Origin of the sequence: Streptomyces sp. NBC_00873, assembly GCF_045207415.1 — a bacterium.
Taxonomy (GTDB): domain Bacteria; phylum Actinomycetota; class Actinomycetes; order Streptomycetales; family Streptomycetaceae; genus Streptomyces.
The window spans coordinates 6329841-6345104 of record NZ_CP108803.1; the positions used below are offsets into that span (position 1 = coordinate 6329841).

12 protein-coding genes, 3 tRNA genes and 1 pseudogene are annotated in these 15264 nt (G+C 70.2%); 12 read left to right on the top strand and 4 right to left on the bottom strand.

The window, feature by feature from the left end; all coding sequences use genetic code 11:
- Positions 1 to 128: 128 nt before the first annotated feature.
- The 7 genes and pseudogenes from OH809_RS29175 (at position 129) to OH809_RS29205 (ending at position 7888) form a co-directional block, all read left to right on the top strand.
- On the top strand, positions 129 to 356 hold the full coding sequence (locus OH809_RS29175) for a hypothetical protein (RefSeq protein ID WP_406419227.1): 228 nt from the start codon (positions 129 to 131) through the stop codon (positions 354 to 356).
- Positions 357 to 380: 24 nt separating this feature from the next.
- Complete coding sequence (locus tag OH809_RS29180) at positions 381 to 1193, top strand: Cof-type HAD-IIB family hydrolase (protein ID WP_406424916.1); 813 nt, start codon at positions 381 to 383, stop codon at positions 1191 to 1193.
- Between the two features lie 100 nt (positions 1194 to 1293).
- Positions 1294 to 1446, top strand: a pseudogene (locus tag OH809_RS29185) (sirohydrochlorin chelatase); the annotation flags it as partial.
- A 36-nt stretch (positions 1447 to 1482) separates the two neighbouring features.
- Complete coding sequence (locus OH809_RS29190) at positions 1483 to 2808, top strand: deoxyguanosinetriphosphate triphosphohydrolase (protein WP_406419225.1); 1326 nt, start codon at positions 1483 to 1485, stop codon at positions 2806 to 2808.
- A gap of 488 nt (positions 2809 to 3296) precedes the next feature.
- Positions 3297 to 4556 carry an NAD(P)/FAD-dependent oxidoreductase gene (locus tag OH809_RS29195; protein ID WP_406419223.1) on the top strand — a complete coding sequence of 420 codons (1260 nt, stop codon included), beginning with the start codon at positions 3297 to 3299 and terminating at the stop codon, positions 4554 to 4556.
- Between the two features lie 114 nt (positions 4557 to 4670).
- Positions 4671 to 6575, top strand: a complete 1905-nt coding sequence (dnaG, locus tag OH809_RS29200) for a DNA primase (RefSeq protein ID WP_406419221.1) — start codon at positions 4671 to 4673, stop codon at positions 6573 to 6575.
- A gap of 197 nt (positions 6576 to 6772) precedes the next feature.
- Positions 6773 to 7888: an RNA polymerase sigma factor gene (locus OH809_RS29205; protein ID WP_406419219.1), complete on the top strand. Its 1116-nt coding sequence runs from the start codon at positions 6773 to 6775 to the stop codon at positions 7886 to 7888.
- A gap of 191 nt (positions 7889 to 8079) precedes the next feature.
- On the opposite strand, the gene OH809_RS29210 is transcribed toward OH809_RS29205, so the two are convergent.
- The 4 genes from OH809_RS29210 to OH809_RS29225 all read right to left on the bottom strand — a co-directional run bounded on the left by OH809_RS29210 (position 8080) and on the right by OH809_RS29225 (position 13718).
- On the bottom strand, positions 8080 to 10005 hold the full coding sequence (locus OH809_RS29210) for an ABC transporter ATP-binding protein (RefSeq protein WP_406419217.1): 1926 nt from the start codon (positions 10003 to 10005) through the stop codon (positions 8080 to 8082).
- Positions 10005 to 11738, bottom strand: coding sequence for an ABC transporter ATP-binding protein (locus OH809_RS29215; RefSeq protein ID WP_406419215.1), 1734 nt, complete (start codon positions 11736 to 11738; stop codon positions 10005 to 10007). Before OH809_RS29215 ends, OH809_RS29210 begins: the two co-directional genes overlap by 1 nt.
- A gap of 168 nt (positions 11739 to 11906) precedes the next feature.
- Positions 11907 to 13352 (bottom strand): FGGY family carbohydrate kinase, encoded by a 1446-nt coding sequence (locus OH809_RS29220; RefSeq protein WP_406515841.1) that lies wholly within the window; start codon positions 13350 to 13352, stop codon positions 11907 to 11909.
- Between the two features lie 60 nt (positions 13353 to 13412).
- A complete protein-coding gene (locus OH809_RS29225) occupies positions 13413 to 13718 on the bottom strand; it encodes a YtxH domain-containing protein (RefSeq protein ID WP_406424914.1) in 306 nt (101 codons plus the stop codon).
- A 182-nt stretch (positions 13719 to 13900) separates the two neighbouring features.
- Here OH809_RS29225 and OH809_RS29230 point away from each other — a divergent pair.
- From OH809_RS29230 to OH809_RS29250, 5 genes are all read left to right on the top strand, one after another.
- Positions 13901 to 13973: transfer RNA gene (locus OH809_RS29230), tRNA-Asn, on the top strand.
- A gap of 5 nt (positions 13974 to 13978) precedes the next feature.
- A tRNA-Asn gene (locus OH809_RS29235) sits at positions 13979 to 14051 on the top strand.
- A 211-nt stretch (positions 14052 to 14262) separates the two neighbouring features.
- A tRNA-Ile gene (locus OH809_RS29240) sits at positions 14263 to 14336 on the top strand.
- 230 nt (positions 14337 to 14566) lie between these two features.
- Positions 14567 to 14881 carry a hypothetical protein gene (locus OH809_RS29245; protein ID WP_406515842.1) on the top strand — a complete coding sequence of 105 codons (315 nt, stop codon included), beginning with the start codon at positions 14567 to 14569 and terminating at the stop codon, positions 14879 to 14881.
- 140 nt (positions 14882 to 15021) lie between these two features.
- Complete coding sequence (locus OH809_RS29250) at positions 15022 to 15189, top strand: hypothetical protein (protein ID WP_406515843.1); 168 nt, start codon at positions 15022 to 15024, stop codon at positions 15187 to 15189.
- Positions 15190 to 15264 lie beyond the last annotated feature (75 nt).

The following is a 15264-nucleotide window of genomic DNA, read 5'->3' on the forward strand; positions in this document are numbered from 1 at the left end:
TGAACCTCCCGAGCGCCCGCAGGCCCTCCGACGACTGGGTGACCATCGCCGCGTACGAGAACGTGAAGGGCCGCCCGCACCCGGCGGCCGCCGTCCGCGCCTGACTGCGTGACCGGGGCATCGACTGGATGCCTTTCCCGCTCGACGACATGCAGTGGAGCCTGGCCTGCGGCCCCGGACCCGACGGGCACTGGCACGGCTGGATCACCGTCCGCATCCGCGCAACAGCCCTCCTCCCGCTCGGCCTTCACCCGGATCAGCCCTGGGCACAGCCCAACTCGCCCTCGCCGCCGCGCTGGTGGCATGCGGCGGCGGAGCGGGCCGTACGCCCGCCACGCCCGGATCCAGCCCAGTAGCATCGTGCGATGCTGCTTCCCCGGATGATCGCCTCCGACCTCGACGGCACTCTCCTGCGGGGCGACGGGACTCTCTCACCCCGCACCCTCCGCGCCCTGCGCACGGCCGAGAGCGCCGGTGCGGAGGTCGTCCTCGTCACCGCCAGACCGCCCAGGTTCGTCGACCGGCTCGCCGCCGCGACCGGGCTGGCGGGGACGGCGGTGTGCAGCAACGGCGCGCTCGTCTACGACATCGGGACGCGTACGGTCGTCTCCTCCCGCGCCCTGTCCGTCGCCGTCGCCCGGCGCGTGGCCACGGCGGTCGCCGCCGCCGTGCCGGAGGTGGGATTCGCCCTGGAGACCGGCAACCAGGTGCTGTACGAACCGGCGTACCGGCTGCGGCTCTCCGAGGACATCGACGCCGAACTGCCCGTACCGTCCCTCGCCGACCTGTGGCTCACCGACGTGCCCGTCACCAAACTCCTCGCCTGGTCCGCCCGGCTCGACGCAGACACTCTGCTGGCCGCCGCCCGCGAAGGGGCTGGCGCGACGGGCCGCGAAGTGCAGTTCACCCACTCCGGCGGACGCGGACTCCTGGAGATCAGCGCGTCCGGAGTCACCAAGGCGGGCACCCTCGCCGAGCTCTGCGCCGGGCGCGGGATCGACGCCACAGAGGTCATCGCCTTCGGTGACATGCCCAACGACCTGACCGTCCTCGACTGGGCGGGCATCGGCTACGCCATGGGCAACGCCCACCCGGCCGTGCTCGCCGCCGTACCCACGCACACGGTGTCCAACGAGGAGGACGGGGTCGCGCACGTCCTGGAGGGCCTCTTCGGGCCGCCGGCCGCTCCGTGAGTCCGCGGCAACGCCCCGTCACCCCTGCGCAACGGCCCGGCAATCTACGCCCTGCACCATCGGTCCATGACGGAGTCGGCACAGCTGCCGCCGCTGCCGCCCCGGGACCGCTGCGGCTCCGCTGGGCGCGCACCCCGCGATGGCGCGGCTGATCCTGCACCGGTACGACCGGGCGCTGGCCGGCCAGGCACGTTCCGGCGCACGTGAGGCGCATGAATCCGCGGCGAACGGGCCTCTCCTGGCGTCTGCCTGAGCCGTCTTGTCGGTCCGGCCGATTACTGTCGGAACCATGGACGGTACGCAGGGCACACAGGACCACAGCACCGCGCCCTACGGTGCTGCCGACGCCGAGCGCTGGGACACCGAGCCCGACAAACGGCCCGGTCGCACCGCCTTCCAGCGGGACCGCGCCCGCGTGCTGCACTCCGCCGCGCTGCGCAGACTCGCCGGGAAGACCCAGGTCGTCACGCCCGGCACCCGCAGCCTCGCCTGGGACGCCAGCCCCCGGACCAGACTCACCCACTCCCTGGAGTGCGCCCAGGTCGGCCGGGAGCTCGGGGCCGCACTCGGCTGCGACCCCGACCTGGTCGAGACGGCGTGCCTGGCGCACGACTTGGGGCACCCGCCGTTCGGGCACAACGGCGAGCAGGCGCTCAACGACTTCGCCTCGGACTGCGGGGGCTTCGAGGGCAACGCCCAGTCGCTGCGGCTGCTGACCCGCCTCGAACCGAAGCGGTTCGTGCGCGATGTGCGGACCGGCGAGCTGGTCAGTGTCGGGCTCAATCTGACCCGGGCCGCGCTCGACGCCGCCACCAAGTACCCGTGGCCGCGCGGCGCCCACCCCACCGACCCCGGCTCGCCGAAATTCGGGGTCTATGAGGACGACCTGCCGGTCTTCCGCTGGGCCCGCGAGGGCGCCCCGCGGCACCGCAAGTGCTTCGAGGCCCAGGTGATGGACTGGTCCGACGACGTCGCGTACTCGGTGCACGACTTCGAGGACGGGCTGCACGCCGGTCACATCGACCCCAACTGCCTCTTCGCCGAGCCGGAGCGCCGCGAGATCTGGGACGTCGCGATCGGACGGTACGTCCCGGCCGGCACCGACCCGCAGGAGCTGGCCGACGCCCTCGACCGGCTCATGGCCCAGGAGTGGTGGCCGCACAGCTACGACGGATCGGCTGTCGCCCAGGCCCGCCTGAAGGACGCGACGAGCCAGCTGATCGGCAGGTTCTGCCTCGCGGCGGAGACCGCCACCCGGCAGGCGTACGGGCACGGCCGCCTCGGACGGTACGCCGCCGAACTCGTCGTCCCCCGCGAGGCGCGCAGCGAATGCGCGGTCCTGAAGGCGGTGGCCGACCGCTATGTGATGCAGCGCTCCGAACAGGAGGCGATCCGTGCCGACCAGCGGATCATCATCGCCGAACTGGCGGCGGCGCTGACCGCGCGCGCCCCGGAGGGCATGGAACCGCAGTTCCGCGCGCTGTACGAGCACGCGCCCGACGACCGCGCGCGCAAGCGGGTCCTGGTCGACCAGATCGCCGCCCTCACCGATGCGTCGGCCCGCTCCCTGAACACCTCGCTCACCTCGCGGGGGCGGTGGTCGCGGGAGGGGTGAGAGCCCGGCAGGCCCGTTCCGCGGGCCGCCGTCCGCAGGACTCCGTGGCGGGCGGTGGTCCACGCGTGCCCCACGGGGGCGGCAGGCGGGACCATCCGCAGGGAGCGTCTCCGCCGGCACGCACCCGGGGTCCCTCGCAGGCGGCTCCCTCGGGCATGTCCTGCGGCAGTGGGGCGCGGCGATGACGCACAGCAATGCCGCAGGTGATGTGCTGGGAGCACATACCGCACTGCGCAGGGGAGCCGGGCCGCCGTGAAAGCAGCTGTCTCACAGCACACCCCATGCCACCGGCCCACTCCGGCCCCGTATCCAGGTGTCGCCGGCTCCGTCCGGGGGACCCTGCTCTGCGTGGTGCCGGTCCCGGTCGGCAGACTGGCCTGTGACCACTGGGTGTGACCTGATCGGGGTACACCCTCTTTCGCCATCACGCTGCGTGCGGGACGCTCGCAGTTGGCGGCGCCGCGCAGCAAGCACCGAGGAGGCATCAAGTGGTCGACGCACATCGCACGTTCGTCATCGTCGGCGGAGGACTGGCAGGAGCGAAGGCGGCAGAGACACTCCGGTCGGAGGGGTTCAGCGGCCGGGTGATCCTGGTCGGCGATGAGCGTGACCATCCGTACGAACGGCCTCCCCTCTCCAAGGGCTATCTGGTCGGCAAGGAGGCACGCGAGAGCGTATTCGTCCACGAGACGGCCTGGTACGCAGGCGCCGATGTGGAGCTGCACCTCGGCACGCCCGTCACCGCTCTCGACCGCGACGCCCGCTCCGTGGAGCTCGGAGACGGCACGGTCATCCACTACGACAAGCTGCTGCTCGCCACCGGCGCAGAACCGCGCCGCCTCGACATTCCCGGTACGGACCTGGCGGGCGTCCACCATCTGCGCCGCCTCGCGCACGCCGACCGGCTGAAGAACGTGCTGTCCGCGCTCGGCCGCGACAACGGCCATCTGGTGATCGCCGGAGCTGGCTGGATCGGCCTTGAGGTCGCGGCGGCGGCTCGCAGATACGGCGCGGAGGTCACCATCGTCGAACCGGAGGCGACCCCGCTGTTCCGGGTCATCGGCCCGGAACTCGGCCAGATCTTCACCGAGCTCCACAGCGACCACGGCGTCCGCTTCCACTTCGGCCGCAAGCTGACCGAGATCATCGGCCAGAACGGGATGGTTCTCGCCGCCCGCACCGACGACGGCGAGGAACACCCCGCCCACGACGTGCTCGCCGCGATCGGCGCCGCCCCGCGCGCCGCCCTCGCCGAGGCCGCCGGTCTCGACATCGCGGCCCGCAGCGACGGCGGCGGCATCGCCGTCGACGCCTCGCTGCGCACCTCCGACCCGCACATCTACGCGGCCGGGGACGTCGCCAACGCGCTGCACCCGCTGCTCGGCACCCGGCTGCGCGTGGAGCACTGGGCGAACGCGCTGAACAGCGGTCCGGCCGCGGCCCGCGCCATGCTCGGCCAGGACGTCAGCTACGACCGGGTGCCGTATTTCTTCTCCGACCAGTACGACCTGGGGCTCGAATACTCGGGCTGGGCGCCGCCGGGCTCGTACGACCAGGTCGTGATCCGCGGGGACGCGGGCAAGCGGGAGTTCATCGCGTTCTGGCTGAAGGACCGCAGGGTGCTGGCCGGGATGAACGTCAATGTGTGGGACGTCACCGAGACCTTGCAGGAGCTGATCAAGGCCGGCCGGCCGGTCGACGCGGACGCGCTCGCGGACCCGTCGGTACCGCTGGAATCCCTGGTCTGAGCCCTTTGCGGAAGCTGCTGTTCCGCGCCGGGCGGGTGTGATCACCATCCCGCCCGGCGCCCGCGACACCGATCACGGACCTGTCCTGTCCGAGCCCACCCGTAGACTTCACCCGTGGCAGGCAGGATCAATGACGACGATGTGAAGGCGGTCCGGGACGCGGTCCCGATCGACGCCGTCGTTTCCGAGTACCTGCAGCTGAGGAGCGCGGGCGGAGGCAACCTCAAGGGGCTCTGTCCGTTTCACGACGAGAAGTCCCCCTCCTTCCAGGTCAGCCCGAGCAAGGGTCTCTTCCACTGCTTCGGCTGCCAGGAGGGCGGCGACACGATCGCCTTCGTGATGAAGATCGACCATCTCTCCTTCTCCGAGACGGTCGAGCGCCTCGCCGCCAAGGCGGGCATCACCCTGCGGTACGAGGAGGGCGGCTACAACCCCTCCCACCAGCGCGGCGAGCGCATCCGGCTGGTCGAGGCGCACAAGATCGCCGCCCAGTTCTACGTCGAGCAGCTGGACAGCCCCGAGGCGGAGATCGGCCGGAAGTTCCTCGCCGAGCGCGGCTTCGACCAGGCGGCTGCCGCCCACTTCGGCGTCGGCTACAGCCCGGCCGGCTGGGACCACCTCACCCGCTACCTCCGCGGCAAGGGGTTCAGCGACCGGGAGCTGATCACCTCCGGCCTCTCCCAGGACGGCCGCCGCGGCCCCATCGACCGCTTCCGCGGCCGGCTGATGTGGCCGATCAGCGACACGTCGGGCGAGGTCGTCGGCTTCGGCGCCCGCAAGCTCCGCGACGACGACAACGGCCCCAAGTACCTCAACACCCCCGAGACCGCGATCTACAAGAAGTCGCAGGTGCTGTACGGGATCGACCTCGCGAAGAAGGACATCGCGAAGGCCAGCCGGGCCGTCGTCGTCGAGGGCTACACCGACGTCATGGCCTGCCACCTCGCGGGGATCACCACCGCCATCGCCACCTGCGGCACGGCGTTCGGCGGCGACCACATCAAGATCCTCCGCCGGCTCCTGATGGACAACGGCAGCGCCCGCGTGATCTTCACGTTCGACGGTGACGCGGCCGGTCAGAAGGCCGCCCTGCGCGCCTTCGAGGACGACCAGAAGTTCGCCGCGGAGACGTACATCGCGATCGCCCCGGACAACATGGACCCGTGCGATCTGCGCCTCGTCAAGGGCGACGAGGCCGTCCGTGACCTGGTCGAACCCCGCACCCCGCTTTTCGAGTTCGCGCTCCGCCAGATCGTCGGGCGGTACGACCTGGAGACCCCGGCGGGCCGCGGCGCCGCGCTCGACGAGGCCGCGCCCGTCGTCGCACGGATCAAGAACAGCTCCTCCCAGCACGAGGTCGCCGTCCAGCTGGCCGGGATGCTCGGCATTCTCGACACCCAGTTCGTCGTCAAGCGCGTCGCCCAGCTCGCCCGCTGGGCCCGCGACCGCGGCGACCGGGGTCCCGCACCCGCACCCTCCCGCGGCGGCCCCCCGCACCAGCAGGTCCAGGCCCTCGCCGGCCCCTCGGGCCCCGCGCTCAACCTCCGCAGCCCGGCCCACCGCACCGAGCGGGAGCTCCTCAAGCTCGCCCTGCAGAAGCCCGCCCTGGTCTCCCCGGCTTTCGACGCCTACGGGATCGACGAGTTCACCGCCCCGCCGTACGCCGCGGTGCGCCAGTGCATCGCGGAGGCGGGCGGCGCCGAACAGGGCCTCGCCGACAACCGCGAGTATCTGGTCGGCGTCCTCGACGCCGCCCCCAACGACACTGTGCGCAAGCTGGTCACCGAGCTCGCCGTCGAGGTCTTCCACGGCAAGTCCATCGACGAGGCGTACGCGGGCGAGCATCTGGTCAAGGTCCGGCTGCGAGCCGTGGACCGCCGGATCAACGACGTCCAGGGCAGCCTCACCCGCCTGGGCAGCAATGTCGCCCCGGATCACCTGGCGGCCGCGCAGAACGAGGTCTGGGTGCTGCAGCAGTACGCCCAGTCCCTGCACAATCACGGTGCCGACGCACTCTGACCGACCCCTGAGGGTTCCCTCCGGTAACCGAGCGGTTACGGACCGGACTCAGAAAGTCCGCGCACGCCCCTCGTGGCGGCGATGAGTCTTCCCCCACACTGGATGGCGGTGCCTGAGTCATCGGAGCGCGGTCTGCCCACTGCACGGTGGGCCCCCATCCCCCGCGATCCGGCAGCGATCACCTGGAGGTCGCCCCCGTGCAGACCCGGACCGTGACCACAACCGAGCGTGTCTCGGCCGTCCCCGCGCAGAACCGGGCCATGCATCATCCGGAGGCCGCGCTGGACCCGCCGACACCCGAACCGCCCGAGTCGTCGGAAATACCCGAAGCAGCCGACGTCATGGAGGAGCAGGCGGAGCTGCCCGAACCGCCGGAGCCGCGCGGGCGCCCCGACACCGGCGGCCCGTCCTCTGACCTCTTCCGCCAGTATCTGCGGGAGATCGGACGCATCCCGCTGCTCACCGCAGCCGACGAGGTGGAACTCGCCCGCCGCGTCGAAGCCGGTCTGTTCGCCGAGGAGCGGCTGGCGAGCACCCCGGACCCGGACTCCCGGCTCGCCGTCGATCTGGACCGGTTGGTGGTCATGGGGCGGATGGCGAAGCGCCGTCTGATCGAGGCGAACCTGCGGCTCGTCGTCTCCGTCGCCAAACGCTACGTCGGCCGCGGGCTGACCATGCTCGATCTGGTCCAGGAGGGGAACCTCGGACTGATCAGGGCGGTCGAGAAGTTCGACTACGCCCGGGGCTACAAGTTCTCGACGTACGCGACCTGGTGGATCCGGCAGGCCATGTCCCGCGCCCTGGCCGACCAGGCGCGGACCATAAGGGTTCCGGTCCATGTCGTCGAGCTGATCAACCGCGTCGTACGGGTCCAGCGCCGGATGCTCCAGGAGCGCGGCTACGAGCCGACGCCCGAAGAGGTCGCCGCCCAGCTCGACCTGACGCCGGAACGGGTCGGCGAAGTGCTGCGGCTCGCCCAGGAACCCGTCTCGCTGCACGCACCGGTCGGCGAGGAGGACGACGTCGCGCTCGGCGACCTGATCGAGGACGGCGACGCGGCGTCCCCCGTGGAGTCCGCCGCGTTCCTGCTGCTGCGCGAGCACCTCGAAGCGGTGCTCTCCACCCTGAACGAGCGGGAGCGGAAGGTCGTCCAGCTGCGCTACGGGCTGGACGACGGCCGGCCCCGCACGCTTGAGGAGATAGGCCGGATCTTCGGCGTGACGCGCGAGCGCATCCGCCAGATCGAATCCAAGACCCTCAACAAGCTGCGGGACCACGCCTTCGCCGACCAGCTCCGCGGCTACCTCGACTAGGTCCTGTCCAGCCGCTCCGCGGCGGGCCGCTCCCTGATGCGGCCTGATCCACCCGGAAGGCCCCAGGTTCTGTCGTCACACTGCCGGACGCCGGACGCCGCACGACGCCCGGCACACACACCGGGCGCCGCGCGCCGCGCGCCGCCCTCCGGGTGACGACGGCAGTGTGACGACAGAACTTCCGTGAGGGATCAGTCGACCTCGGCGACCGCCTGCGCGAACTGTGCCGCGTACAGCCGGGCGTAGGCCCCCTGCGCCTCCAACAGCTCCTCGTGCGTGCCCTGTTCGACGATCGATCCGTTCTCCATCACCAGGATGACGTCCGCGTCCCGGATGGTGGAGAGCCGGTGCGCGATCACAAAGCTCGTACGGCCGTGCGCCAGCCGGGCCATCGCCTTCTGGATCAGCACCTCGGTACGCGTGTCGACGGAGCTCGTCGCCTCGTCGAGCACCAGGATCACCGGGTCGGACAGGAACGCCCGCGCAATGGTGATCAGCTGCTTCTCACCTGCGCTGACCCCGGAGCCCTCGTCGTCGATCACCGTGTCGTAACCGTCCGGCAGGGTACGGATGAAGCGGTCGGCGTGGGCCGCCCTCGCCGCCTCCTCGATCTCCTCCCGGGTGACCTCGCGCGAAGCGCCGTACGCGATGTTGTCCGCGATCGAACCGCCGAACAGCCAGGTGTCCTGCAGGACCATGCCGATCCCCGACCGCAGCTCGTCGCGCGACATCTTCGCCACGTCGACCCCGTCGAGAGCGATCCGCCCGCCCGTCACCTCGTAGAAGCGCATCAGCAGGTTGACCAGCGTCGTCTTGCCGGCACCGGTCGGGCCGACGATCGCCACCGTGTGGCCCGGCTCGACATTCAGCGACAGGTCCTCGATGAGCGGCTTGTCGGGGTCGTAGCGGAACGACACCTTCTCCAGCGAGACGCTGCCGAGCAGCTCCGCCGGACGCTCACCCGCCTCGGGGTCGGCGTCCTGCTCCTCGGCGTCCAGCAGCTCGAAGATCCGCTCGGCGGACGCGACGCCCGACTGCACCAGGTTCGCCATCGACGCGACCTGCGTCAGTGGCATCGAGAACTGCCGCGAGTACTGGATGAACGCCTGGACGTCACCGATCGACAGCGAACCCGACGCCACCCGCAGACCACCGACGACGGCGATCAGGACATAGTTCAGGTTCGACACGAACATCATCAGCGGCTGCATGATCCCGCTGTTGAGCTGCGCCTTGAAACTCGCCTCGTACAGCGCGTCGTTCTGCTCGGCGAAGTCCCTCGCGGACTCCTCCTGCCGTCCGAAGACCTTCACCAGGGTGTGCCCGGTGTACATCTCCTCGATATGGGCGTTGAGCTTGCCCGTCACCTTCCACTGCTGCACGAACTGCGGCTGCGACCGCTTGCCGACCTTCGTCGCCACGACCACCGACAGCGGGACCGTCACCAGCGCGACCAGCGCCAGCAGCGGCGAGATCCAGAACATCATGACCAGCACGCCGATGATGGTCAGCAGGGAGTTGATGAGCTGGCCCATCGTCTGCTGCATCGTCTGCGAGATGTTGTCGACGTCGTTGGTCGCCCGGCTGAGCACCTCACCGCGCTTGGCCCGGTCGAAGTAGGACAGCGGCAGCCGGGACAGCTTCGTCTGGATGTCCTCGCGGATCTGGAACACGACCCGGTTGATCACCCGGATCGACAGCCGCGTCGACACCAGCATCAGCAGACCGGCACCGACGTAGATCGCCAGCGCCGCCAGCAGTACGTTCCCCACCGCACTGAAGTCGATACCCTGCCCGGGGGTGAAGTCGACCCCGGAGAGCATGTCGGCGAGGCCGCTGTTGCTCCTGCGCAGGCCCTCGACGGCCTGCTCCTTGGTCGTGCCCTCGGGCATCCGCCGGCCGATGACGCCGGCGAACACCAGGTCGGTCGCCTTGCCGAGGATCTTCGGCCCGACGACCGAGAGCCCGACGCTCAGCACACCGGCCGCCAGCATCCAGTACAGCGTGGCCTTCTCCGTCGCGAAGCGCTTCACTAGCCGCTTCGAGGACCCCTTGAAGTCCATGGACCGGTCGGTCGGTGCCCCGCCCGCCATCATGCGTCCGCCAGGACCGGCCATTACGCGGCCTCCGCTTCCGTCAGCTGGGAGAGCACGATCTCCCGGTAGGTCTCATTGCCGTCCATCAGCTCGTGATGGGTGCCGGACCCGACGACCCGGCCCTCGTCGAGCACCAGGATCCGGTCCGCGTCACGGATGGTGGACACCCGCTGCGCCACTATCACCACGGTCGCCTCGGCCGTCTCCCGCGACAGCGCCCCGCGCAGCGCGGCATCCGTCGCGTAGTCGAGCGCGGAGAACGAGTCGTCGAAGAGATAGATCTCCGGCCGCCGCACCAGCGTTCTCGCGATCGAGAGTCGCTGCCGCTGCCCGCCGGAGACATTGGTGCCGCCCTGCGCGATCGGCGCGTGCAGCCCATGCTCCAGCTCCTCGACGAACTCCTTGGCCTGCGCGACCTCCAACGCGTGCCACAGCTCCTCGTCGGTCGCGTCCGGGTTTCCGTACCGCAGATTCGTCGCGACCGTCCCGGAGAACAGATACGGCTTCTGCGGAACCAGACTCACCGTCTTCGCCAGCAGTGCCGGCTCCAGCGTCCGTACGTCCGTGCCGTCGACCAGCACCTGGCCGTCCGTCACATCGAGCAGCCGCGGTACGAGACCGAGCAGCGTCGACTTCCCGCTGCCCGTCGACCCGATGATCGCGGTCGTCTCGCCGGGCCGTGCCACCAGATCCACCGACCGCAGCACCGGCTCCTCGGCGCCCGGGTAGCGGAAGTCCACTCCCCGCACCTCCAGATGACCGTGGGCGCGCAGCTCCCGCACCGGTTTGACCGGCGGTACGACGCTCGAATCGGTCTCCAGGACCTCCTGGATGCGCTCGGCACAGACCTCGGCGCGCGGCACCATCATGAACATGAAGGTGGCCATCATCACCGACATGACGATTTGCATCAGGTAGGAGAGGAACGCGGTCAGCGCGCCGATCTGCATCCCGCCGCTGTCGATCCGGTGCGCACCGAACCAGACCACGGCGATCGACGACACGTTCACGACCGTCATCACGGTCGGGAACATCAGCGCCATCAGACGCCCGGTGGAGAGCGCCACATCGGTCAGCTCGGTGTTGGCGCCGCGGAACCGCTTCTCCTCGTACGGGTCCCGCACGAAGGCGCGGATGACCCGGTTGCCGGTGATCTGCTCGCGCAGCACCCGGTTCACCGTGTCGAGCCGCTCCTGCATCGTGCGGAACAGCGGCCGCATCCGCCGCACGATGAGACCCACCGCGATGCCGAGTACCGGCACCACCGCGAGCAGCACCGCCGACAGCGGAACGTCCTGGCCGAGCGCCAGGATGATGCCGCCTACACACATGATCGGCGCCGAGACCATCATGGTGAACGTCATCAGGACCAGCATCTGGACCTGCTGGACGTCATTGGTCGTACGGGTGATCAGCGAGGGCGCCCCGAAGCGCCCGACCTCGCGTGCCGAGAACGACTGAACCCGGTCGAAGACCGATGCCCGGACGTCCCGGCCGAGTGAGGCCGCGGTGCGCGCACCGTAGAAGACCGCTCCCACGTTGCAGACGACCTGGGCGAGGGAGACGGCGAGCATGATGCCGCCGTACTCCAGGATGTAGCCCGTGTCCCCCTCGACAACACCGTTGTCGATGATGTCGGCGTTGAGGGAGGGGAGATAGAGGGTGGCGCAGGTCTGCAGCAGCTGGAGCGCCACCAGTAGCACGATCGGTTTCTTGTACGGGCCGAGGTAGCCCCGCAGGAGTTTTATGAGCACGCGTGTCTCTCGGAGTCGGCAGGAGGTCGGGAGTCGACCCATTTTCCGGCAAGGCCCGGTGTGACCGCGAACGATTTTCCTCAAGCCCGGGTCAAAACGAGCCCCGGTCCACCCGCCGGAGACCGAACCTTCGGCCGGGGACCGGCCTTGTCACCGAGAGTGCCCGGCTCAGCGCGCGGAGTCGAACGCCCCGGGGTGAAGCTGGTCCCGCGTGGCCATGTACTGCTGCCGCACCGCCTGGCCGACCGGCAGTTCCTCGCCCGGCTCCAGCACCTGGGCCGCCGCACCCTGCCAGGCCGGGGGAGTCCGCGGATCGAGCGTCCCCCGAGAGACCCCGAGCGCCCAGGCCGCCTGCCGGGCGGCGCCCAGCGCCGCGTACTCGGCCGGCTGCGGCACGACGACCTGTGTACCGAACAGCGCGGGGGCAAGACCCTGCACGGCCGGCAGTTCGGCCGCCGCCCCCAGCAGGAACACCCGACGCACCTCGACCCCACGGCCGCGCAGTACATCGAGCGCGTCGGCCAGCGAGCACAGCATCCCTTCGAACGCCGCCCGCGCCAGATGCTCCGGCTTCATCGACTCGCGCCGCAGCCCGCTCAGCGTGCCCGCCGTGTGCGGCAGATGCGGGGTGCGCTCGCCCTCCAGATAGGGCAGGAGTACGAGCCCGGAGGCGCCCGGCGTCGACTTCAGCGCCAGCGCGGACAGCTCCTCCAGGCTCTCCAGCCCCAGCATCTCGGCGGAGCCCCGCAGAGCGCGCACCGCATTGAGTGTGTGCACGACCGGCAGATGCATCCCGGTGGCATCCGCGAACGACGTGATGATCCCGGTCGGATCGGACAGCGCCTCGTGGTGCACCGCCATCACCGAGCCGGAGGCTCCGAGCGACACGACCGCATCGCCGACCCCGACCCCGAGCCCGAACGCCGCCGCCATCGTCTCGCCGGTCCCGGCCGAGATCAGCAGCCCCTCGGGCGTCGTCCCGGCCGCATCGGAGGGACCGAGCACCTCCGGCAGCGCCGCCTGCTGTCCGAGCGCGAGCTCCACCAGATCGGGCCGGTACGAACCGGTCCCGGCCGACCAGTACCCCGTCCCGGACGCGGCACCGCGGTCGGTGGTCCGTCGGCTCGGCCGGCCCAGCAGCTGCCACACCAGCCAGTCGTGCGGCTGCAGCACCGTGGCGACACGCTGCGCCGAATCCGGCTCGCTCCGCGCCAGCCACCGTAGCTTCGACACCGGCTGCGCGGCCTGCGGGACAGCCCCGACCGCCTCGGCCCAGGCCTGCCGCCCGCCGAGCCCGTCGATCAGATCGGCCGCGGCGACCTGCGCCCGCTTGTCATTGCCGAGCAGCGCCGGACGGACGAGATTGCCCTGCTGGTCCAGCGGCACCAGACCGTGCTGCTGCGCGGAGACCCCGATGGCCTGCACACCTTCGAGCAGCCCGCCGGTGGCCGCCTCACCGAGTGAGAGCAGCCACGCCTGCGGGTCCACCTCGGTGGCCTTCGCCTCGACGGGATGTGCGGCGTACCCCTGCCGGAGTACGGCACCCGTGTCCGCATCGCAGACGACGATGTGCGTGAAGGCCGAAGAACTGTCCAAGCCGGCGACTATGCCCATGGGGAGATTCTGCCGCACCGCCGGACCCTTCCCGTACGGGAGGAGGGCCGGCCGGCCCGGTTACGTGTTGCTGGTGCCCCAGTCGTCCTCGGTGCCCTGACCCTGGCCCCGCTCCCGCAGCGACCGCACCCGCTCGATCACCGAGGCGGGCACCTTCTCCCCTACTTTGCCGCTCACCGCGTGGTACGCCTTGCCGGCGAACTCGCGGCCGCTCTGCGCCGCGGACTCGGCGCTGTTGCGCACGGCCGGATTCTGGGCGAACTGGCGTGCGGACTTCTTCAGCTGCTCGTAGCGCTCGCGTCCGGCCCGTGTGCCGAGTACGTAACCGAGGGCCATTCCGGCGATGAACGTGAGCCGGTACCGCATGGTTGCCACCCTTCTCCTGCTCCGTGCGACGTGTGCTGCCCGCCTACCCGTCGACGCCCGAGATCACCCGGGGCGATACCGATTGGCGAAGCACCCCCCTGCTTGCGCTAATGTATGTGTCGCAGCGAACGCGCGCCGCCCGGCAGCAGCCAGGCAGGTAGGGTTCGGTGCAAACGCAGCAATCCCCTGTAGCTCAATTGGCAGAGCAGCCGGCTGTTAACCGGCAGGTTACTGGTTCGAGTCCAGTCGGGGGAGCGCGATCCCCTGTAGCTCAATTGGCAGAGCATTCGGCTGTTAACCGGAGGGTTACTGGTTCGAGTCCAGTCGGGGGAGCGGAACGGAAGAGGACCCTTCGGGGTCCTTTTTCGCGTGCCGGGCCGACGCCGGCCCGGACTCTTTCGCGTCTGATTTCCGCTGTTCGGAACCGGGCAGCGGCCGACTCTGGCTTCATGGTCATGCGAAGCCGACCATCCGGAGCGAGAGATCGTATGACCGGCTATGCTGCGGCAGACGGCGCGCACATTTGTACGCGCCACGCCGAAAAGGGGCGGTAGCTCAGCCGGTTAGAGCAGCGGACTCATAATCCGTCGGCCGTGGGTTCGAGTCCCACCCGCCCCACGCCCACTGTTCCTGGCGGAAACGTTTGACCTGGAACAACGCATCAGGCCCCCGCGTCGGCGGGGGCCTCTTCGTGTCCCTCGTGATCGCTCGCTCGCCCCATGCTCGGCCGAAATGTCGATGGAGTCAGGGAGGCGCGCCGGTGGCTTCCCTCGAACAGTGCGTCGCACTGCTCCCGCTGCCATGATCATGCGGGCGTCCGGCGCGGGTCCGGCGCACAGGGAGGGACCATGAAGCTCTACCTCGTCATACCAGTTGTTCTGGTGGCGTTGCTCTTCGCCGCCTCCGGCGCAGCGGGGATTACCCGTGGCTGGGTGCTCCCCACGAACCGGCGGCCGGTCCGCCGCCCTCGCCTCTACGGCTGGGGCCAGCTGGTGGCTGCCTTCGCCCTGTGCTGGCAGATGGTCTTCTTCTCGGTGATCAGCGACATCGACATCAGGCAGTGGGGAACCCTGTTCGGCAGCGCGCTTCTGCTGACCGGCCTCATCCTGATGGGAATGAGCCAGCGCCCGGGTGGTAATCGACAGGGCAGCGCCACACCCTAGCCGCGGAAGTCGTTGCGCTTGATCACGGCCTTGCGGGACCTCGCTCCGGCTGGAGGCCAAGCGCGTCCCTCTCCGGCCGCACGCATCGTGGCGCCGGGACCGGCCGCTTCGGCACACAAGGACCCCATGCCCTCCCACCCGTGGGCCGCTGGACCGCGGCGCCGGCCCTGAATCCGCTCGACACCACGTCCCTGCTCACCGGCCTCGGCGCGCTCGGCGTCATCGCGGTGATCTTCGCCGAAACCGGGCTGCTGATCGGCTTCTTCCTGCTCTTCGGCCTGCCGGCCACGAACGTGCTCAGCGTGTAGGACCTGTCCGCGCGCCCCGCCGCTACCGCACCGCGGGACGACGAACTGCCCGCCCGCGGCTGAACCGCGCCCACC